The sequence below is a fragment of the Thermomonas sp. genome (genome assembly GCF_019104945.1).
Classification (GTDB): Bacteria; Pseudomonadota; Gammaproteobacteria; order Xanthomonadales; family Xanthomonadaceae; genus Thermomonas.
Window position 1 is genome coordinate 1 of sequence record NZ_JAHRWW010000004.1, and the last position, 20,788, is coordinate 20,788.

General features: G+C 57.6%; 15 protein-coding genes. 8 read left to right on the plus strand and 7 right to left on the minus strand.

Annotated features, from left to right (window positions below; translation table 11 throughout):
• A partial coding sequence (locus tag KUL77_RS00975; RefSeq protein ID WP_297142386.1) for a ChaN family lipoprotein occupies positions 1-337 on the minus strand: 337 nt, incomplete at its 3' end.
• An 87-nt stretch (positions 338-424) separates the two neighbouring features.
• Between KUL77_RS00975 and KUL77_RS00980 the strand changes: the two genes are divergently transcribed.
• The 3 genes from KUL77_RS00980 to KUL77_RS00990 all read left to right on the plus strand — a co-directional run bounded on the left by KUL77_RS00980 (position 425) and on the right by KUL77_RS00990 (position 5,854).
• Positions 425-3,865: a methylmalonyl-CoA mutase family protein gene (locus KUL77_RS00980; RefSeq protein ID WP_297142389.1), complete on the plus strand. Its 3,441-nt coding sequence runs from the start codon at positions 425-427 to the stop codon at positions 3,863-3,865.
• An 80-nt stretch (positions 3,866-3,945) separates the two neighbouring features.
• The gene (locus tag KUL77_RS00985) at positions 3,946-4,215 is read left to right on the plus strand and encodes a hypothetical protein (protein WP_297142391.1); all 270 of its coding nucleotides are present in this window, start codon (positions 3,946-3,948) and stop codon (positions 4,213-4,215) included.
• 46 nt (positions 4,216-4,261) lie between these two features.
• Entirely contained in the window at positions 4,262-5,854 is a 1,593-nt protein-coding gene (locus KUL77_RS00990; RefSeq protein WP_297142394.1) for a sensor domain-containing diguanylate cyclase, read from the plus strand.
• Here the strand turns inward: KUL77_RS00990 and KUL77_RS00995 are convergent.
• Genes KUL77_RS00995 through KUL77_RS01005 form a run of 3 tightly spaced genes read right to left on the minus strand, consistent with a single transcriptional unit; the run spans position 5,851 to position 8,596 of the window.
• Positions 5,851-6,123, minus strand: coding sequence for a hypothetical protein (locus KUL77_RS00995; RefSeq protein WP_297142397.1), 273 nt, complete (start codon positions 6,121-6,123; stop codon positions 5,851-5,853). The two genes, KUL77_RS00990 and KUL77_RS00995, sit on opposite strands and share 4 nt — an antisense overlap.
• A gap of 7 nt (positions 6,124-6,130) precedes the next feature.
• Positions 6,131-7,426: a TFIIB-type zinc ribbon-containing protein gene (locus tag KUL77_RS01000; RefSeq protein ID WP_297142399.1), complete on the minus strand. Its 1,296-nt coding sequence runs from the start codon at positions 7,424-7,426 to the stop codon at positions 6,131-6,133.
• 18 nt (positions 7,427-7,444) lie between these two features.
• Positions 7,445-8,596 (minus strand): SPFH domain-containing protein, encoded by a 1,152-nt coding sequence (locus KUL77_RS01005; RefSeq protein WP_297142402.1) that lies wholly within the window; start codon positions 8,594-8,596, stop codon positions 7,445-7,447.
• A gap of 178 nt (positions 8,597-8,774) precedes the next feature.
• On the opposite strand from KUL77_RS01005, the gene KUL77_RS01010 reads away from it, so the two are divergent.
• Both KUL77_RS01010 and KUL77_RS01015 read left to right on the plus strand, forming a co-directional pair.
• On the plus strand, positions 8,775-8,975 hold the full coding sequence (locus tag KUL77_RS01010; protein ID WP_297142404.1) for a type II toxin-antitoxin system VapB family antitoxin: 201 nt from the start codon (positions 8,775-8,777) through the stop codon (positions 8,973-8,975).
• On the plus strand, positions 8,972-9,373 hold the full coding sequence (locus KUL77_RS01015) for a PIN domain-containing protein (protein WP_297142406.1): 402 nt from the start codon (positions 8,972-8,974) through the stop codon (positions 9,371-9,373). Before KUL77_RS01010 ends, KUL77_RS01015 begins: the two co-directional genes overlap by 4 nt.
• A gap of 58 nt (positions 9,374-9,431) precedes the next feature.
• Here the strand turns inward: KUL77_RS01015 and KUL77_RS01020 are convergent, their stop codons facing one another.
• Entirely contained in the window at positions 9,432-10,289 is an 858-nt protein-coding gene (locus KUL77_RS01020) for a hypothetical protein (protein WP_297142409.1), read from the minus strand.
• A gap of 61 nt (positions 10,290-10,350) precedes the next feature.
• Here KUL77_RS01020 and KUL77_RS01025 point away from each other — a divergent pair, with 61 nt between their 5' ends.
• From KUL77_RS01025 to KUL77_RS01035, 3 genes are read left to right on the plus strand one after another with little or no spacing between them, the layout of a single operon-like run.
• Positions 10,351-11,844, plus strand: coding sequence for a beta-N-acetylhexosaminidase (locus KUL77_RS01025; RefSeq protein ID WP_297142412.1), 1,494 nt, complete (start codon positions 10,351-10,353; stop codon positions 11,842-11,844).
• Between the two features lie 9 nt (positions 11,845-11,853).
• Entirely contained in the window at positions 11,854-14,559 is a 2,706-nt protein-coding gene (locus KUL77_RS01030) for a bifunctional acetate--CoA ligase family protein/GNAT family N-acetyltransferase (protein ID WP_297142415.1), read from the plus strand.
• 53 nt (positions 14,560-14,612) lie between these two features.
• Positions 14,613-15,854, plus strand: a complete 1,242-nt coding sequence (locus tag KUL77_RS01035) for an MFS transporter (RefSeq protein ID WP_297142418.1) — start codon at positions 14,613-14,615, stop codon at positions 15,852-15,854.
• Positions 15,855-15,863: 9 nt separating this feature from the next.
• On the opposite strand, the gene KUL77_RS01040 is transcribed toward KUL77_RS01035, so the two are convergent.
• Complete coding sequence (locus KUL77_RS01040; protein WP_297142420.1) at positions 15,864-17,390, minus strand: hypothetical protein; 1,527 nt, start codon at positions 17,388-17,390, stop codon at positions 15,864-15,866.
• A gap of 80 nt (positions 17,391-17,470) precedes the next feature.
• Positions 17,471-20,761 (minus strand): S41 family peptidase, encoded by a 3,291-nt coding sequence (locus KUL77_RS01045; protein ID WP_297142422.1) that lies wholly within the window; start codon positions 20,759-20,761, stop codon positions 17,471-17,473.
• Positions 20,762-20,788: the final 27 nt, after the last annotated feature.

The following is a 20,788-nucleotide window of genomic DNA, read 5'->3' on the forward strand; positions in this document are numbered from 1 at the left end:
CAATGACGGGCTTGTAATAGTCCCACGTCCAGCTGGATTTACCGGGCGAAGCCTTGGCGATCACGCAGGCGGCGTCGGCGCAGGTTTGCATGGCGCTATCAAGATCGGCTTGGTGGTCGGTGTCGAACTGCTCCATCGCAATGGTGGGGCGCCAGCCCGCTTCAATCTTTTCGCGCAGCAGCTTGGCGCGCGCAGCGTGGCCTTCTGCGTTGTCGTGCACTTCACCCATTAACAAGACTTCAGGCGATGCGGTGGAAGCGGTGGCCACCGGTGCGTGTTGGCAGGCGGTGAGCGTGGCGGTCAGCAGCAGAGCAAGTGGCAAGGGACGAATAGACATAGTGGCGAGATACGCTAGCGTTCGGAAGATTGAGGACTAGCACGATACAATGCCGGGCTAACAAGAACCATACACGAGTGATACGGCATGAACGTTCCGGCTTCGCAACTGCCCGCCCAACAGGCTGAAACCACCCCGCTGCGCTTTGTAACCGCGGCCAGTTTGTTCGACGGCCACGACGCGGCGATCAATATCATGCGCCGCCTGATTCAGGCGCAGGGCGCGGAAGTGATTCATTTGGGCCACAACCGCAGTGTGGAAGACGTGGTACGCGCGGCGCTGCAAGAAGATGCCGACGCCATTGCGCTGTCCAGCTATCAGGGCGGCCACGTTGAATACTTCAAGTACATGGTGGATATGCTGAAAGAGCGCAACGCCAGCCATATCCGTGTGTTTGGCGGCGGCGGTGGCACCATTACGCCGGAAGAAATTCGCGAACTGCAGGCCTATGGCGTAGAGCGCATTTACCACCCCAATGACGGTATGCACATGGGGCTTGTGCCGATGATCGAAGACGTGGTGACGCGCGCCAAGCAGGCGCGGCAGCCGGCGACCACACCGCATCAGGTGGCGTTTGAAGACGAGATCAGTATTGGCCATATGCTCAGTGCGCTGGAAGAGCAGGTGCTGGACGAAGCCACGCTTTCCCATCTGCGCAAAGAATGGATGCTGGCGGGTGGCAAGACCCCTGTGGTGGGCATCACCGGTACCGGTGGTGCGGGCAAGTCGTCGGTCACCGATGAGCTGCTAAACCGCTTTCTGGCGAGCTTCCCCGAAATGCACATTGCTGTCATTTCGGTGGACCCCACCCGCCGCCGCACCGGTGGCGCGCTGCTGGGTGACCGCATCCGGATGAACTCGCTACGCAGCAAGCGCGTATTTATGCGTTCGATGGCCACCCGCCGCCAGCACATGGCCACCAATGCGGTGCTGAAAGACTGCATCGCGTTCTTGAAGTCGTTGGGCTATGACCTCGTGATTGTGGAAACCGCAGGCATTGGCCAATCAGATTCGGAAATCGTCGATCTGGTGGATTTCCCCATGTACGTGATGACTTCCGATTTCGGTGCGCCCAGCCAGCTGGAAAAAATCGACATGCTCGATTTTGCTGAGCTTATTGTGCTGAATAAATACGATAAGCGCGGCGCAGAAGACGCGCTGCGCGATATTCGCAAGCAGTGGAAGCGCAACCGTGTGGCGTTCCAGACCAAAGACGAAGATGTGCCGGTGTATCCCACCATCGCCAGCCAGTTCAACGACCCGGGTTTGAACTGGATGTTCACCAATCTGTGCCGCCTGCTGCGTGAAAAACTCGCACTTACCGACGCAAAGTGGACGCCTGCGCTTGATACCAGCATCAAAGAACCACGCGCCACTGTGCTTATTCCGGGCGCGCGTGTGCGCTATCTAGCAGAGATTGCCGAACAGGGCAGGGCGATCAACACACGCGTGGAATCGCAGGCGGAGATCGCCGACCGTGCGCAATCGCTCTGGGAAGCACTGAAAGAATTGGGCGATGCCGCGCTACCCGCCGCGCTGGATTTCTATGCTTCAGAAAAATTGACCGATGACGGCGACCGCAGCTTGTTGACCCTGCGTCAGCGCTATAACGATGCGGTGCATTCGCTGGATGCTGAAGCCCTGCAGCTGCTGCGTGAGTGGCCGGAGCGGTTGGCTTCCATTACCGATGAAGTGAGTGAATATCAGGTGCGCGGGAAAACCATCCGCGTTGAAAATTACCGCGAATCGCTTTCGCACCAGAAGGTGCCAAAGATCGCCGCACCGCGTTATAAAAGTTGGGGCGAACAGCTCACCTTCCTGCAAAAAGAGAACCTGCCGGGCGCGTATCCATACACCGGTGGCGTGTACCCGTACCGTCGTACGGGCGAAGACCCCATCCGTATGTTTGCTGGTGAAGGCACGCCAGAGCGCACCAATCGCCGCTTCCACTATCTGAGCCAAGGCTTGCCCGCAGCGCGCCTTTCCACCGCGTTCGATAGCGTAACGCTGTACGGTGAAGACCCCGCGCCGCGTCCGGATATCTACGGCAAGATCGGCAATTCAGGGGTAAATATCCCCACGCTGGACGACATGAAGAAGCTGTACTCCGGCTTCGATCTATGCGCGCCCACCACCAGCGTGTCGATGACCATCAATGGCCCCGCACCCATTATCTTGGCGATGTTCATGAACACCGCCATCGACCAACAGGTGGAGTTGTACCTGAAGGCCGACCCGGCGCGCTGGGCCGAGGCCGAGAAAAAGATCGAGGCGTTCTTTGCCGGGCGTCAGCGTCCGCGCTACCACGGCGAGCTACCCGCCACCAATAATGGTTTGGGCTTGGCTTTTCTTGGCATGTCGGGCGATCAGTTGTTGGATGCCGAGACGTATGCACAAATCAAGGCACATACGCTTAAAACCGTGCGCGGCACGGTGCAGGCCGACATTCTCAAAGAAGATCAAGCGCAAAACACCTGCATCTTCTCCACTGAATTCGCGCTGCGAATGATGGGTGATATTCAACAGTATTTTGTTGATAAGGGCGTGCGCAATTTCTATTCGGTGTCGATTTCTGGCTACCACATCGCCGAGGCCGGGGCGAACCCAATTTCGCAGCTTGCTTTCACCTTGAGTAACGGCTTCACCATCGTCGAGTATTACCTTGCACGTGGGATGAAGATCGACGACTTTGCGCCCAATTTGTCGTTCTTCTTCAGTAACGGCATGGACCCGGAATACACGGCCATTGGCCGTGTGGCGCGGCGGATCTGGGCGCGGGCGATGCGTGAGCGTTACGGTGCCAACGAACGCAGCCAGATGATGAAGTACCACATCCAAACTTCGGGTCGCAGCCTGCACGCGCAAGAAATTCAGTTCAACGACATTCGCACCACGCTGCAGGCGCTGTATGCACTGTTCGACAACTGCAATAGCCTGCACACCAACGCCTACGATGAAGCCATCACCACGCCCACGGAAGAGTCCGTGCGCCGCGCCGTGGCCATCCAGATGATCATCAACAAAGAGCTGGGGCTGAACTTCTGCGAAAACCCGTGGCAGGGCAGTTTTGCGGTGGAATATCTCACCGACCTTGTGGAAGAGGCGGTGTATCGCGAGTTTGAGGCGATCAGTGAACGCGGTGGTGTGCTGGGCGCAATGGATACCATGTATCAGCGCGGCAAGATCCAAGAAGAGTCGATGTATTACGAGCACAAAAAACACGATGGCAGTCTGCCGCTGGTGGGCGTCAATACATTCTTGGGTAAGGATGGTAGCTCGGATGTCTCCACCGAAATTGAGCTGATTCGTTCAACCGAAGAAGAAAAACAGCAGCAAATTGATAACGTGGCGAACTGGCAACAGCACCGCAACGCCTTTGCTGGCGAAGGGCTGAAACCGCTGCAAGGGGTTGCCCGCGCGCGGCAGAATATCTTTGAGCAACTGGTTGAAGCAGTCAAAACCCATTCGTTGGGCCAGATCAGCCACGCGCTGTATGAAGTGGGCGGTGAGTACCGGCGGAATATGTGATCCAGTTCATACTGGCTGCGCTTCATTTTCAGTGGTTAGGTGCGTTATCTTCCTGATTCGGAATGGGTTAGGGCGGAACCATGAAAGCTACCATCGTTGGTCTTGTTACGCCCCATGTGTTTCGGGTTATCGACCTTGCCAAGCAGGCGGAGGCCGGTGTCAATGTCGATTGGCACCTGCGCGACACCGTGGCTAGCTCCATTAACGAGCTAGCTCCGCAATACAATGCAGACGACCTGAAAGCCGCCTACATTCATGGCCTAGAGGCGGCGGCCAAAGAGGCTGAGTGGACGCGTAAGGCGTATATCGGCGCGCTGCAATCTGCGGTGGCGCTGGCGAAGAAAGCGTAACAGTTTCGTCTCGGTGATTATCGTGCCGCATGCAGGCAGCTCTCTCATGCCGTTTGAACATCTACTGGAACTGCTGCCGGAGGCGGTGGTGCAGACGGATGCGCTATGGGAAATTACGTATCTGAACCCCGCTTGGCACAAGCTCACTGGGCATTCGGTGGCACGCGCGCTTGGCCGGTCGCTGCTTGAATTCGTCCATCCTGATGACAAAGGCACCCTGCGTTCGGGCATGCCGGTATTTCGGCTGCAGTTTGCTGACACAAGCTACCGTTGGGTGCGCTTGCTGCTTCACCCCGAAACGGATGCAGCCGATCGGGTGATCAGCCGCCAAGGGGTGCTGCTTGAGATCACCGAGGTCACCGAGCAGGTGCTGGTGGAGGTTCGCCAGCGTTTCTTGCGCCTGCTTGAAACCATCGACGGTGTGGTTTGGGAGGCCGAGCGTGGGGTGGGCAATACCTTCCTGAGCCCTCAGGTCGAGCGGCTGTTTGGCTACAGCGTGGAAGAATGGCGCGCTGATCCTGGGTTCTGGCGGGCACATGTACACCCAGACGATTTGGCCGAGGCGCTAGTCATCGACGAAGCCGCGTACAACGCGACGCACAGCTACGCGTATGAGATGAGCTATCGGCTAACGGTCAAATCTGGTGAGGTTGTGTGGGTGCGTGACCTGTGCCGGGTGGTGGTTGAGGAGGGGCGGCCGAATCGCATGATTGGGCTGATGATCGACGTGACTCAGCAGAAGAACACAGAGCTTGAGTTGATTCGGTCAGATAACCGTTATTCGCTTGCTACGCGCGGTTCCAACGACGGTATCTGGGACTGGGATCTGCGCACGAATGTCCTGCACGTATCTGAGCGCTTTCACGAAATCATCGGGTTGGGGAGTCTCACCAGCCAAGTGCATGAGGATGGTTGGCGTTTTCTTGAACAGATCATCGACTCCGACGACCGCGAGCGTGTGCAGGCGGCCTACCGCGCTCACCTGAATGGAACTAGTTCGAACTTCTCAGTAGATTTTCGTGCCTCTCATGGTGATGGTCAGTTGGTATGGGTTAATTGGCGTGGCGTTGCTCAGTTCGAAAATGGCGTAGCCGTGCGCATGGCCGGTTCGTTGAGTGATTTGGCAGAGCGCGGCAGTTCTTACGACGCGCTGACCAACTTACCTGGCCGACCGTTGTTTCGTGCTCGGCTCATGCATGCTATTGCAGCGAGAACCACGACATTTGCCGTACTGCTGCTGGACCTTAACCGGTTCAAAGCGGTGAATGACACGCATGGGCATCATGTGGGCGACCTATTGCTGCAGAAGGTGGCACGGCGGCTGGAAGCTTGCGTGCGAACGGGGGATCTGGTTGCCCGCATGAGTGGTGATGAATTCAATGTATTGCTTGAATCCATCGACCCCACGGAAGCTGCCGCTCGCGCTAAGCAGATCGCTAACGCCCTAAAAGTCCCCTACGAGATCGAAGGGCATACGGTGGCCGGTGGTGCGAGCATTGGCTTGGTCAACAGTGAATCTGGTCTTGCGACTATTGATGATTACCTGCGCGCTGCAGACGCCGCCATGTATCAGGCCAAGAGCAGATCATTGGGCGTGTGTATTTTTTCAGCGCAAGGCGCAGAAGGCGAACTTCCTTAGCCGCTGTTATCTCGTTTCTTATAATGCAAACGCTGCACGCGTTTGCGGTACTCGCGCACATTGTCACCGTCGATGCGGGTTTCTTGGGTGCCGTTGTTCTCGCCGATTTTTTGATCAGAACCCGTCACAGGTTTTGCTTCAATCGCGGTTTCGTGTTCAAAAGCGTGTGACTTATCGGTGTTGCGGTAGTAGCGGTAGAGCATCCAATACAGGCCAGCACCACCCGCTGGGCCAAGAAGTAGCAATAAAAGACTGCTGTCGTCGCTCATGGTGTTCTCACAAAATCCAAAGCGCAATGAATTCAAGAATGGTGCCCACAGTGAGCGCGGCAAGCAGCAGCTTCCACTGCTGAATAGGTACGCTGCCCATGGTTTCGCCGGTGCGCCCGTTCACTGCGATGTAGTGCAGCATGCCGCCGTTGCTTCCGGGCTGATGATAGGAATACAGCCAAACGGGTAGATACATCGCCACCCAGCGCGAGCCGTGGATCTCAACACCTTCTTCTTCCCAGCGCACGCCGCGGTCGTAGGCATTCACCGAGGAATGCACCTGTGAGCGTGCAATCGAGAGGAGTTGGTCTTCAAGGCGCGGCATCAATTGCGCTACATCAAGATCGCGCTTTTCTGAGCTGAAGCCAGAGAGGTACGACGCATTCCACTTGATCGCGTTTTTGGTGTCGAACGGCAAAATAGTATTGATGATGTTGTTGGTGTTGGCGCGCGTGTTGAAATCACTACGGTTTGCCGAGGATTCCATCGGCAAATCATCGACAGTGAAATCTACATGGCGCTCTATTTGGTAGATATCGGCGTCGTAGTAGGTTTTCTTTTTATCACCCGAACCTTTGGTGTAGCAGCGCGTTTCAATTTCGCCTTCACCCACGATGTCGGCGCTGGCTTTGCTGTCCACGATCATGTACGGCATGTACACACCCACGACATTTTCAGGCGTGAATTGCTCTTTGAAGGCTTTGAGCGCAAACATCTGGCGCTTGTCCACAAACTGGCGGATGCGCGCCACCGCATCGTCTTTTTTGATGTGAAAGGGCAGCACCGCATCGGGCACAGCGCCGTTTGCAATTTGCTCGTTCACCCCGAATACGTGGCGGCACCAGTGGCAGCGCGCCGTCATGGCGTTTTCGGTATTAACCGTTACCTCGGCGCCGCAGCCGGTGCACTTGAATGTCATCAGGCTGGATGCATCGGCGGAAATATCCCCAGCGCCGGATGCAACCACGGTACCTTCAAGATCATCAATTCCTTCGCCCAAGCCGAAGGCTTCTTCAACGCGTGCCGCGGTCCATTCGTTGCGGCAGTACAGGCAGATCAACTGATCGGTGCCTGGGCGCTGCTTGATGTCAGTGGCGCCGCATTTCGGGCAGTGGTTCTGGCCGTCTTTGAGCTCGGCCGAGGCGGTGTCGATCGCCACCGGGTCGGGGGCTAGAAGTTCGTCGCGAATGGGCTTGGGCAGCGTTTCCGGATCAATCGGAAAGCTGCCCGGCGCTGGCGGAACATCGTGCGGTGACCCCGGCCCTGTGTAGGGCGGGGGCGGCGGGGGCGTCGCGTTTGACATAGAGCGCCTGATGTTTGGTTATAGGCCTAGCGCTTTGGACTTGAGCGCGTCGTAATCGGCTTGGGTAATTAGGCCAAGGTCGAGCATTTCTTTGGCTTTCTTCAGCTTGGCAATTGGGTCATCCGCAGCGGGTGCAGGCGGTGCCACAGGCTGCTGCAAGCCACCAATGCCGCCCATCATGCCCGAGGCCATGCCAATCCCCATCATGCCCGCCGCGCCGCCGTTTTCGCCCGCAGCTTGCATGCCTGCGGCCACGCTGGCTTGCAGGTTGGAGTTGCCGCGTGCGCCAGATAGCGCGTCGGCGCGCTGCACGGTTTTGAGCAGCTCTTTGGTGTTGGCATCGTATTCAATAGAGACAATCGCGGTTTTGGCGATGACAAGGCCGCGGTCGGACTTCCACTGATAAGCGTTCTCCACCGCGTCCGACAGGCTCTTGGCAAAGCCAATGGAGTCTTGCTGGATCTTGGTGATGCGGTTGCCCTTGCTGGGGTCGTTGGTGTACAGGCTAAACGCAGGGGCGAGTGAACCCACCACTTCGTTGAACAGCTGGCTGGCGGCCGCGTTGTCGATATCGGTGAAGTCAAACACTTGGCCGGGCTGCAGATAAGTAGCCGGTACGAAATTTTTGACGAACAAAATAGGGTCCACGATTTTCATCGTGTACGAACCGCGCGTCATCGCCCCGACTTGGGTATTTAAGAAGCCATCGTCCCAGTAGATTTCCGACTGCGTGCCGAAACGGTTGTCGGGCAGTTCTTTTAGCGAAACAAAAAACGCAAGCTGCTGTGCGCCCGGCTGGCCGCCAAACTTGAAGCGCTCCCAGCTTTGCATGATGAGCGTGTCAACAAGGCTATCGCCCGCGAAGATCGACTTCGAGTTGATGTCATCCGAACGCCATTCATACCCGCCTGCCTCAGCCGCAAAGCCGGTGATTTTGCCGTCTTGCATCAGCAGCAGGCCGTAGCCTTCCGGCACGATGATCTTCGAGCCGTTGCTGATGATGTTGGAAGACGCCTTGGTGTTTGACCCGCGCCCTGCATTGGTGCCTTGGGGAACCGCAGCAAACAGCGCCGCCGTGGGCGCTAAGCCGCTTGGGATGGTGAAGAAATCTTTCCACTGGTCGGCCAGCATCCCGGTTACCGCACCCTTCACCGCTTGAATAAGACCCATAGCACATCTCCATGTTTCGGTAGCAGGGCAGGTTGCCCCCCAAGACGCCAGAATATACGGCTTTCTTGGGCGCAAGAAAAATGACAAATGTAAGAAGGTTGTATCGGCCAGAAGTTGTAAGGCGGGGCCAATTGCACACTTTCGCATGCGTGTGTAGCATGATGTGTGGAGGTGCCTTATGGCTACTAATCTCGCACTAGACCCAAGTCTCATTGAGCGTGCTGTTGAAGTCAGCGGCGAGCCGTCGAAAAAAGCGGCTGTTACCCTTGCGCTTAAAGAGTTCATCGCCCGCCGCGAACAGCGGCGTATCGCCGAACTTCTTGGGCAGCTTGAATGGGACGAAAGTTTCGACCACAAGGCCGAGCGCAGCCGTAAGTGAGCCTGTTCGTAGATACTAGCGCTTGGTCACTTGCGTTTCGCCGTGACACGCAGGCAGACCACGCTGTAGTTCCTATTCTACGTAGAGCGTTGCTGGACGGAGATACCATCGTCACAACAGGATTTGTGATTCAGGAGCTCTTGCAGGGTTTCAATGGCGCGAAGGATCAGACACGCATCATTGAGCGGCTACAAGTTCTACCTCTTCTCAATCCAACCCGCGAGACACATATCCAAGCAGCAATGCTTCGCAATACGTGCAGACGTAATGGCGTACAACTTGGCACCGTTGACGCGCTCATTGCGCAGCTGTGTATAGAGCATGATCTTGCGCTACTCACAGCTGATAATGATTTCGCACATGCAGCTCGTTTCGTGCCATTGCGGCTGGCAACCTGACTGTAGAAACTGCTTCGTTCCGGCAAAAGCGTTACGTCATGTTGAGGCTTGATAGCGCTTAAAAATGATGCTCCACCCGCAGCATCGGGGTGTTGGCGGTGTTGCCTCGGTTGCGGGTGGTGGCGTCGGTGTTGCCGAATTTGTTGTGCCAGTACTGGTATTCCAAACCCACAAGGAGTGCGCGCTTGCGGATGCCCATTGCGGCCCCGGCGTCGTACATAACACGCATATCGATATTGGTTTCTGGGCCGGTGCTGCGGCCCACTTCGTCGCGGCCTTTGGCGGTAATGAAATTGGCGAAGCCTTCAAACGTTACACGCTCGCTTAAAGGGATGCCCCAATCAAGTGCCAGCATCGGGTGGGCTTTGTAGTGGTAGCGGCCACGCACGCCAGAAATGGGCGCAAACGGGCCGTGTGGCGCATTGCTTTCCCAAGCCATCAAAATGGCGCTATTGAAGCGGCCGGGAACATTCCACATGATCTGCGGGCCCAACACAAACATGCGTTTGCGTGAGTTATAGCCCGCATCGTCTTTGCTGTTGAGGTCGATGCCTGTTGTTAGCCCAAGGTTGCGGATGGGGCCAGCGGCGAAACTACGTCCGCTGATTTTGGCGAAATCCAACGTATGCCGATAGGTAAGGTAGGCCTCGAATGCGCCACGGCTTCCACCCGGTGAGGAGGGGTCTTTGGAGTTGGACTTCAGCAGGTCGAGATTCAAAAATTGATTGCCGTAACGGTAGCCACTGGCGTGGGTAATGTTGATGATGTTTTTGCCAATGGCATTGGGGTTTTGTGGTTCGCGAAACTGTGTGCCGGTACGCCAACCAATAGCGGTATCGCTCCAATCCGCTGCTGTTGAAAGCCCAGATAGAAAGAAAAGTGCGGCGGCGCAGGCGAATGAACGTGTACGAGTCATGGCGGCGTCCTAAAGGGTAGGTTAGGCTTTGGGCATCGTTGACGTTATGCAAGAGGATGGCATGAAGCTACAAGTGTTGGCGGCGGGTGCGCTTTCGTTGGCGTTGCTGGGCTGCGTGCATGTGGATACGCCGCATCATGAACTTGCTACGCCACAAGCGCCAGCACTGGTGCCCGTGCCGCAGACCGTAGATATGCGCGGTGGTGAATGGGTACTTCCTGATACGGTGTGGGTACAGGCCGATGTGGTGAAAGCGCCTTTTGCACTGGAAGCCATGCGCCAGTTGATGAAGCGCTTGAACATTACCCATAGCGCCGCTGCGCCTGCGCAGGTGCAGCTGCAAATTGTGGATGACAAGGCGTTGGGGGAGGAAGGTTATCGGCTCACGATTGGCCAAGGGATCACCCTGCAAGCGCAAACTGATAACGGGCTGCTGCATGCGGTGGCTAGTCTGCAACAGCTTCTTCCAGCCGTAGCGCAGGCTCAATACCGTCTGCCGCGTTTAACCATTACCGATGCCCCGCGTTATGCGTGGCGTGGGTTATCCCTCGATGTGGCGCGCAGCTTCTTGCCGGTGTCTTATCTTGAGCAAACCATCGACCGCATGGCGTTGTTCAAACTCAATCGTTTGCACCTGCACCTAACCGATGATCAGGGCTGGCGGATCGAGATCAAGCGCTATCCAAAATTGATAGAGATTGGTGGCGCAAGCGCCGTGAAAGGTGGGCGCAGTGGCTATTACACGCAGCAGCAGTTGCGCCAGTTGGTGCTGTATGCACGCACGCGCGGGGTGACGATTGTTCCGGAAATCGACATGCCAGGCCATGTGCAGGCGGCGTTGGCCTCGTATAACGAACTGGCCTGCGATGGGGTAAAAAACCTATCTACCTATGACGGGAAAGAGGTGGGCTTTAGTGTGCTGTGCCTTGATAAGCCTGAGGTGGTGTACCCCTTCGTGGAGAACGTGCTGAAGGAAGTATTGGCGGTTTTCCCATCCAAAGAAATTCATGTGGGCGGGGATGAGATCAAACACCCGAAGTATGCCGATTTCGTAGCACGCACGGCGGCCATGGTGGAGAAGATGGGCCGCACACCGATTGCTTGGGAAGAAGGCTCGGTGGCCGATACAAACCCGAAGATGTTGTTGCAGCTTTGGAATGACGGCTACAACATCGCCCCGGCGGTAGCAAAAGGGCATGGGCTGATTCTTTCGCCCTGTTCGTATTTTTATATCGATCACGGCAACTACGCGGGCCAGCCGAATACTTATGACTGGTGCCGAAAAGAAGGTGTGCCGTTAGCGCGCGTCTATGCATTTGATCCTGCAAAGTTTCCAACGGCCGTAGGGGTTGAAGGTGCACTGTGGAGCGAGCTGGTGCATACCAATGCCGATGCCGATAACCGTCTGTGGCCGCGTATGGCGGCGGTGGCGGAAGTGGCGTGGAGCCCTGCGTCGCAGCGTAGCTATGCCGGATTTACCCAGCGGATGGGGGCACTGCTTCCGCAGTTAGATGCACTGGGGGTTGCCTATCATCCGGAACCGGATTTGAAGTAATGTAATTGCATGAGTACCTACGCATTGGAGGCGGTGTTTCGCCCGCGTTCGCTGGCTTTGGTGGGGGGTAGCCCGCGCGAGCGTTCGGTGGGGCGTGCGATTTTGCACAATCTGAAGCAGGCCGGTTTTGCTGGGCCGCTGGCAGTGGTGAACGCGAAATATCCTGAGATTGAAGGGGTGGCCACGGTGGCGCATCTGCGTGCGCTGCCGTTTGCGCCGGAGCTTGTGGTCATTTCGACACCCGCACGGCGTGTGCCGTCGGTACTGCGGCATGCGGCAGCAGCGGGCGCGCGTGCAGCGATTATCGTAAGTGCGGGGCTGGGAAGCGGGCCAGGCTCACTGCTAGAGCAGGCCGAAGCGGTAGCAAAAGCACACGGGCTGCGTTTGCTTGGCCCCAATTGCCTTGGGGTGATGGCGCCGCATGCCAAACTCAACGCTAGTTTTTCTGCCGGAGCACCGCTGGCAGGCGACCTTGCCTTGCTATCGCAGTCGGGAGCCATTGCGTCCGGGCTGGTGGAGTGGGGGCGCGCGCGTTCGGTGGGGTTTAGCGCGGTAGTGTCGCTGGGTGATGCAGTGGATGTGGACTTTGGTGACCTGCTCGATTGGTTCGCACAAGACCCTAAAACGCGCGCGATTCTTTTGTATATCGAATCCATTCGCGATGCGCGTAAGTTTATGTCGGCGGCGCGCGCGGCGGCACGTGCCAAGCCCGTGGTGGTGGTGAAGTCGGGTAGGCACGCACAAGGTGCACGCGCTGCGGCCACGCATACCGGTGCACTGGCAGGTTCTGATGCGGTGTACGACGCGGCGTTTCGGCGTGCCGGTTTGCTGCGGGTGATGGCACTGGACGAGCTGTTTGAAGCGGCAGAAACACTTGGCCATCTGCGTAGTGCACCAGGGCGGCGGCTGGCCATTCTCACCAATGGTGGCGGTATTGGCGTGCTGGCGGTAGATCGGTTGATGGATCTGGGTGGCAGCCTTGCCACGTTCGATACCACCACATTGGCGCGTTTGGATTCTGTACTGCCCCCGCTGTGGTCGCGTAGTAATCCAGTTGATATTGTGGGCGATGCCGATGCACAGCGTTATACGGATGCACTGGCGGCGCTATTGGAAAGCCCAGAGAACGATGCAGTGCTAGCGATGAACGTGCCTACTGCGCTGTCGTCTTCGCTGCAGTCGGCAGAGGCGGTAGCAAGTCTGCTGCAGAAGTGGCCACGCGGGTCACGCAGCAAACCGGTGCTGGGCGTTTGGGTGGGGGCCGACGCGCAGGCGCTGGCGCGGCTAGATGCAGCCGGTGTACCGACCTATGCCACCGAGGCCGCTGCGGTGCGCGGCTTTATGTATTTGGTGCGTCACCGCGAAGCACAGCAAGCGTTGATGGAAACCCCGCCGAGCCTGCCCGAAGATTTTGTGGTGGATGCCAACACAGCACGATCAGTGGTGCATGGCGCACTGGCGGCGGGGCGTCATTGGTTGGATCCGCTGGAGGTGAATGCACTCTTAGGGGCTTATGGCATTCCGGTGACACCAGTGACGCTAGCGCCTGATGTTGAGGCTGCGGTGGCCGCTGCCGCGCCACTGTTGGCGCAGGGTACGCCGGTGGCGCTCAAAATTTTGTCGGCAGATATTCCACATAAATCGGATGTGGATGGCGTGCGCTTGAATTTGCTGAGTGAAGCCGCAGTGCGCGAAGCGGCCGATGGCATTCTCATGCGCGCCCGTGCACTTCGGCCTAAGGCTAGGATCGACGGCTTAACCGTGCATCCAATGGTCATCAAGCCCAAGTCGCGTGAGCTAATCGCGGGCTTGGCCGATGACCCCACCTTTGGCCCGGTGGTGGTGTTTGGCCGCGGCGGTACGGCGGTGGAGGTGATCGACGACAAAGCGCTTGCGCTGCCACCACTAGACCTGCGTCTGGCGCATGAGCTGATTGGCCGCACCCGCGTGTCGCGTATTCTTAAAGCCTACCGTGATGTGCCTGCGGCCGACGAACGCGCGGTGGCGCTGGTGCTGGTGAAGCTGGCACAGCTAGCGGCGGATATTCCGCAGGTGCGTGAGATCGACATCAATCCGCTCCTCACCGATCGCGATGGCGTGATTGCGGTGGATGCGCGAGTAACCATTGCGCCGCAAGAGGTGCCCGTAAATAAAGGGCCGTGGCATTCGCGCTTAGTGATTCGCCCCTATCCGGGCGAATGGGAGCGCATGGTGGAGCTGGCCCGCGACGAACGCATGTTCGTGCGCCCGGTGCGGCCGGAGGATGAAGAATTGTTCCGTGCCTTCTTCAACCACATTAGTGATGAAGACCTGCGCCTGCGCTTCTTTGCCACCGTGCGTCATTTCAACCATGAATTTATTGCGCGTTTGACCCAGCTTGACTACGCGCGTGCGATTGCGTTGGTGGCGATTGGCACCGATAGCGGTGAGCTGCTGGGCGTGGTGCATCTGTTGGCCGACGCCAACTTTGAAGCAGGCGAGTACAGCATCTTGGTGCGGTCTGATTTAAAGGGCTATGGGATCGGCTGGCAATTGATGCGCATGATGGTGGAATACGCCCGCAGCGTGGGCCTGAAAACGGTGGAAGGGCAAGTGCTGCGGGAAAACGCCACCATGCTGAAGATGTGCCGCCAGCTCGGGTTTAGCGTGGTTGTTGATGCCGATGACCCTGCCGTGATGGACGTGACACTCAATGTAGAAAGCGCCGATATTTAAGCCGATGCGCTTGATATAAGCTGCGTTTTGTTCGGCTTTGCGATAATAGCCGGATGTATTCCTCATCCTCTCCTTGGGCCGGTCGCGTGCTGGTTCTTGCGGGCATTTTGCTGTCTGCAATCAATCTACGTACGGCGGTGACCTCGCTCACGCCATTGCTCGATTTACTCAGTTTGCGCTTTGGCTTTGGCCCGACCGTGTTCGGGCTATTTGGCATGTTGCCCACGGCGGCGTTTGCCGTGTTTGGTGTGGCCACGCCCAAAATTGCGCATCGCATTGGGCTAGAGCAGGCGGCGCTGCTGTCGATGCTGCTGGCCGCGCTGGGGCTGCTGGTGCGCCCACTGGCGGGTGGCGTGCTTGGCATTGCGCTGGGCTGCATCATTGCGCTGGCAGGCATGGGGATGGGCAATGTGGTGTTGCCGCCGCTGGTGAAGCGCTATTTCCCGCAGCGCGTAGGGACGGTTAGTGCCGCCTATCTGACGCTGCTGCAGATGGGCACCATTATCCCGGCCTTGACCGCGGTACCGCTGGCCGATGCAGCGGGCTGGCGCTGGTCGATGGGGGTGTGGACGCTGCCCGCCTTGGTGGCCGCTGGCGTTTGGCTGGTTGTATTGCACAAGGAGCGGCAGAAAGACTCACCATTAACAGCAACCCACGATCAAGCGGTACGCGGGGGCGATGCCGCGCCGGAGCTTGCTGTTTCCAGCGTGCGCCTGCGTCCGTGGCGTTCGCCGTTGGCTTGGGGCATGACCTTGATGTTCGGCATGACCTCATTGATTAGCTATGCCATGTTTACCTGGCTGCCCAAGCTGATGACCGAAGCCGGAGCCAGCCCTGCGTTTGGTGGCAGCATGGTGGCTTTGTTTGCCGCGCTTGGGCTTGTTAGCGCACTGACCATGCCCGCGCTGGCGGTGCGGATACGTAACCCGTTTCTGTTGGTGGTGGCGTCGGCGTTGGCGTACGCGGTGGCTTTTCCGGGGCTGCTATTTGCACCCATGATGGCGCCTGTACTTTGGGTGGTGTTACTTGGGATTGGCCCAAGCACGTTCCCATTGGCGCTGACATTGATCAATCTGCGCACGCGGACGCCCTCCGGCTCGGCCACGCTGTCGGGCTTTATGCAGGGTATGGGTTATACCTTGAGCTGCGCGGGGCCGGTTGTATTTGGCTTGTTGCACGACCTTCGCGGTGATTGGGTATTGCCGTTTTCCTTCTTGGGGCTATGTGCGCTGGTGATGCTGGCAGGTAGCTGGCAGGCTTGCCAAGTGCGTATGTTGGAAGATGAAGCGGCTTAACTATGCGGCCTAGGCCCACGCACTTAGCGAAACCTCTAGCTGCGCCTGAAACCCCTTGCTGGACGTGAGTGGAATGCTGAAGCTGTTATCTGCCGCACGTTTGATGGGCGTGGCGGATGCGCCCATTGCATCAAGCGCGGCGCGGGTGGGTTTAACTGTTGCCCAGCTATCGTCAGCCCATACACCGCGTAAGGCCCACTGGCCGTCGTCACCGCGTTTGGCAAACAACACCAGCGTGTTGCGGAAAAGGTATTCACCGGGGATATGCTGTTTGAGAAACAGCACGCCGTCGATTTCATAACCCGCACAAGACACCGCAAGCTCGATAGAAAACGCCATTTCTTTGCCACTGGTAATTTTGCTGCTGTCTAAAAAGATCGAGAACAGCGTGGGGGAGCGCGCATCAGCTAGCAGATTGCCGTTGCTGTCAAACAGTTCATCGTACTGGCGGCGCACGGCGCATTCTTGCGCGCGGGTGCGTGAGGTGAGCGCGTAGGTGAACGCACCGCGTGGCGCGATCGTGGTTTCGATATAGTACGAGGCTTCAACGCGCTTGCCGGCTTTGCGGGCTTTTTCTACATCGGGAGGAAATGGGAGCGCTTGAAAATGCAGGCTTGCCGACGCACGCAGATCACCGAATAAAAAGCGCGCTAGGTTTTGATAACCATCTTCTGAATTGACGATGCCAAAATAACCGCTGTGGCTGCGGTACACGAACGCGCGCGGGCAGCCACTTACGTAAGCATTCTCAATGCGCACAAGGCCGTCGCTCATTTGCCCGACCGCCAGCGCTGATAGGCCGTGGGCTACAGCGTAGTCGCGGCTATTCGTGCCTACTAGGCAGAAGAAGCGCTCGGGTGGAAAGTTGGAATTTCCGAGTGTGTTGGTTTTGTTTTGATCGACGCACAAATAATCCGCCATCACCGGGCGGCTGAAATTATTCATGTCGTTCATCGATAAAAAACTGGGTACGTTGAAGCCGCCAAGCTCAATGCCGTTATGTGGCGTGGCGTAGGTGAACACTTTGTCCACCATGGCGCGCACTTCGGGCGTGGTGATTGCCGGGTTTTGCAGAAGACAGCGGCAGATCAGGCCGCCCATTGAATGGGCAACGAGATACACGCGAAAGTCTTTGCGTGCTTGCGCGTCATCGCCGCAAATGCTGTCGCGCAGGGCGAGGATGCGCGCAGCGAGTGCAGCCGCTGCCGCAGGAATGGATGGGGCTTTATGCCCCCCAAAGGCTGGATCGGCTTCGTCGTAATAGCGGTGAATGACGAGGCTGCGCGCCGGTAATTTGCTGGCTTGTTCGGCCCCTTCAGCGTAAATATCGCGGTAGCTGTAATCTTTCATCAGCCGCACTAGCGGCGATTCAAATACAAATTTTACGATGCTGCCGTCTTGCGCCTGACGGATCTTCGTCGACCCCGCTTCAAAGCCCATATAGGGGGTTGAGGTGGTCTGCACGATTTCATCTTTCGTCATCGCGTAACCGCGCACGTAGATGATGGGAAAGTGCGGACGTTCGAGCTTAGCCATGCCGTGATCCACAAAGAAGAAAGTTCCTTGTGGATCAACGGCAAGTAGAGGGGGCAGCGGCCAGCGCTAGTTAGGCTAAATTATTTTGCTTGTGGAAGCCGTTTGGCATCAGCCGCCGGTTGGTTGGGGGCCGGAATCGGCTGGGCATTCGGAGGTTGTACGGGTGATGTTTGCAGTGTTTTCTGCAGCCACTGCAGTGCGGTTTCTAGCTGGCGGTCGCGGCCTAGGTAGGACTCGTGTGGCAGGTTATCTACTTCGATATCCGGGCTTACGCCACGGCCTTCGATCAGCCAGCTACCATCGGGGGCGAATTGCCCTGTTTCGGCAATGCGGGCAATGCCGCCATCGCTCAGCCGGTTGCGGTCGGAGAGCCAAATACCTGCGCCAGAGGTGCGGGTGCCGATCACCGGGCCAAGCCCAAGCGATTTGACGCCTGCTGCAAATGTTTCGCCATCGGAATACGTGAGCGCGTCGGTCAATACAACAAGATGCCCGCGGAAGGTTTGCTGCATATTCCAGTTGGGTACTTGGCCGTCTTGTTTCCAGAAGGCCCAAGTGCGGCGCAGCAATTTTTCGATGATCCACGAATCGATATTGCCGCCACGGTTGCGGCGCACGTCGATAATCAAACCATCGCGGTCGTAGTTGGCGTAGAAGTCGCGCACGAAGCTGGCGATGTCGTCTGGCCCCATTGCGCGCAGGTGCAAATAGCCGATACGCCCTTGGCCGCTGCGTTCCACCGCGTCTTTGCGCCCTTGCACCCAATCGCTATAGCGCAGCTGCGTATTACGCATAGGGTTGGTGGCAACGGCGACGGTATTGATGCGCTGACCATTGCGGCGCAGGGTGAGCAGAATTTGCTGCCCGGCTTGATGGTCGAGTGCGGCGGAAAGATCGGCTTCGGTTTGAATACTGTGGCCATTGACCTGTTCGATAATATCGCCGTTACGTGCATCAACACCTGGCTGCGCAAGGGGGGCGCGTTCGCTGGGAAGCTCGCGGTCGGTGCGATAGATCTGCGTGATCTTTAGGCCTTCATTCGTTTGCTGTAGCGCCGCACCCAGCATGGCGGGCTTGGCCGCTTCTCGATCTTCTGGAAGGTCGGCACCGCGTACTTGCGAATGCAAAATACCTAGCGGGCTAATCATCTGCGCAAGCAGGTCGTCTAATTCTGCGCGGTCGCTCACGCGTGGCAGAAGTGCAACACTGCGCTCGCGAATACCATCCCAGTCGAGCCCACGCATTTTGCTATCGAAGCTAAATTCGCGGTGCATGCGCCAAGCGTCGTTGAGGATTTGCTGCCATTCACGCGTAGGTTCAATTTGCAGGCGCCAGTCACCGGTGCGAACACGAGCATTACCAAGATCGCTAGGTAGCTTTGCACCCGCATCAACAATGAGGAAGCTTGGATCAGCGTTGCGCTTGCCTTGGGTGATCGCAAGTTGTTTACGGTTGGCGCTAAGTTGGAAGTCGCGTACGTCGGAGGCGAACACTTCGGGTGACTTACCCTCGTTGCCAATGGCGAGTGTCTTGAGTTGGCGCTCGTCGTTATTTTGGTCAAGCAAATACAACCGTTCACGGTCTGAGCCGAGTGCGGAGTAATTGCCTGCATCCACCGGTACTTCAAACAGGCGTTCTGCAAGCCCTGTAGTTTCAATCAACGGTAGCGCGGCCTGATTGTCGTTATTTTTATCAGCGGAAGATTTTTTGCTGGGGTTGAGCTCATCAACGGGCGCGAATGGAAAACGGTTTCCAGCTTGAAGAGCGAGTGCATATACCTTCGTGCGACGGTTGAAGCCTGGCCCCATATTGCGATCTCCCCAAGGGGCCGAAGGTGAGGCATTGAATTGACGGTCGGACAGGAAATACAGCCAGCGTCCATCCGGCGAGAAACTCGGTGCATAGGATTCATAGCGGTCGCTGGTCAACGCTTGCCAAGTGGCGGTATCGAAGCGGTACAGCATGAGCTGTGGGCGGCTTGCTTTGCTGTCGGGGCGTACAGCGATCAGTGCTTTCCCGTCGGGTGACCAGACAATGGCGTCATACGGGTTGCCGCCACCCCATTGGGCGCGATCGATGCGAGTGTTGCGCCCGCTGTCGAGGTCAAGCACATACAGCGAGCCAGTTTTATCGGTATGCGCAAGCTGCTTTCCGTTGGGGGAAAGGTAGAGCTGCCAACGGCGCTGACTTCCATCTTGGGTGAGCTGCTTGGCGGCATTCGACCCATCGGCGGGATAACGCCAGAGTTCATCACGGCCACTGGCATCGGAGATGGCATACACCCAGCGGCCATCGTGAGACAAAATAGCAGCGCGGGCGCGGCTGTTATTAGGCGTGGCGATTTCAACGCGGCGCTTCTGGCCTGTACTTACTAGGGTGATATGCCCACGCGCCGTCAGCGCAAGCTGGTCACCTTGGGGTGAGAAATCGGTGGTTTCAAGAAATTTTAGTGGGCGTTCTAGCCAGCGTTGACGGCTGCGGTCGCTATCGGTGAGTAGGTCGAGTGAGAGCTTGCGTTCTTGCTTGCTGTTTGCATCAAACAACCAAACGTCGGCGCCTACTTGAAAACTAATGTGCTTGCCGTCGCTGCGCGCGCCGCGCACGTCCCACGGTGCGTGCTGCGTGTGCTGTTGCATGTCGCTGCCATCTGCAGCCATCGACCAAAGATTATCGTTGCCGTCGCGGTTACTGGTGAAATACCAGCGCCCGTTGAGCCACAGTGGGTTGGACATTGCACCACCGCCATCACTGCCTAAGCGTTGGGCTTCATTTCCTGTTGCAGGGTCATATAACCAGAGCTGAGCCATCGCACCGCCACGGTAGTGCTTGGCATTATCACCGTTAACGTGGGCGCCGAAGCGGGTAAACAGCACGCGGCCGTTATCATCAAACGCCACTTGGTTGGCGTCATCAAGCGGTAGTTCGCGTGTGGCCAGCGTATCGGGATTAACCAAACGAATAATCCGGCGCAGCGTGGGCGCCGACACGTCTTCGCTGCTATAGGCCACTTCGCCCTGCGGCGACCAGCCGAGTACATCCACGCGCCCACCGTCAAAGCTGAGCCGCTTGGCCGGGCCGCCGCGCGCCGACACCACATACACATCGCCCGCACCATCGTATTGGCCGATAAACGCGATGCGCGTGCCGTCCGGCGAGAACGATGCCTGCGTTTCTTGGCCTGCATCGGTGGTGAGCCGGTGCGCTTGTCCGCCTTGCGTGGATGCAATCCACAGATCCCCTTCGGCAGTAAACGCCAGCGTTTCGCCACTTACGGCAGGAAACCGGTAATAGCCTTGGCTGGCCAAAGCCGATGCGCTGAGTGTGAACAGTGCAGTCGCAATAAGGGTAGGGCGGAGGCGAAGTGTTGGCATAGAGGGCATCGAGAACATGGGACGAAT

Bases quoted from the DNA above. Each gene is read 5' to 3' on its own strand.
- KUL77_RS01010 (WP_297142404.1), top strand. From the start codon at position 8,775: ATGGCTACTAATCTCGCACTAGACCCAAGTCTCATTGAGCGTGCTGTT.
- KUL77_RS00985 (WP_297142391.1), top strand. From the start codon at position 3,946: ATGAAAGCTACCATCGTTGGTCTTGTTACGCCCCATGTGTTTCGGGTT.
- KUL77_RS01025 (WP_297142412.1), top strand. From the start codon at position 10,351: ATGAAGCTACAAGTGTTGGCGGCGGGTGCGCTTTCGTTGGCGTTGCTG.
- KUL77_RS01000 (WP_297142399.1), bottom strand. From the start codon at position 7,426: ATGTCAAACGCGACGCCCCCGCCGCCCCCGCCCTACACAGGGCCGGGG.
- KUL77_RS01020 (WP_297142409.1), bottom strand. From the start codon at position 10,289: ATGACTCGTACACGTTCATTCGCCTGCGCCGCCGCACTTTTCTTTCTA.
- KUL77_RS00980 (WP_297142389.1), top strand. From the start codon at position 425: ATGAACGTTCCGGCTTCGCAACTGCCCGCCCAACAGGCTGAAACCACC.
- KUL77_RS01005 (WP_297142402.1), bottom strand. From the start codon at position 8,596: ATGGGTCTTATTCAAGCGGTGAAGGGTGCGGTAACCGGGATGCTGGCC.
- KUL77_RS00990 (WP_297142394.1), top strand. From the start codon at position 4,262: ATGCCGTTTGAACATCTACTGGAACTGCTGCCGGAGGCGGTGGTGCAG.
- KUL77_RS01045 (WP_297142422.1), bottom strand. From the start codon at position 20,761: ATGCCAACACTTCGCCTCCGCCCTACCCTTATTGCGACTGCACTGTTC.
- KUL77_RS01035 (WP_297142418.1), top strand. From the start codon at position 14,613: ATGTATTCCTCATCCTCTCCTTGGGCCGGTCGCGTGCTGGTTCTTGCG.
- KUL77_RS01040 (WP_297142420.1), bottom strand. From the start codon at position 17,390: ATGGCTAAGCTCGAACGTCCGCACTTTCCCATCATCTACGTGCGCGGT.
- KUL77_RS00995 (WP_297142397.1), bottom strand. From the start codon at position 6,123: ATGAGCGACGACAGCAGTCTTTTATTGCTACTTCTTGGCCCAGCGGGT.
- KUL77_RS01030 (WP_297142415.1), top strand. From the start codon at position 11,854: ATGAGTACCTACGCATTGGAGGCGGTGTTTCGCCCGCGTTCGCTGGCT.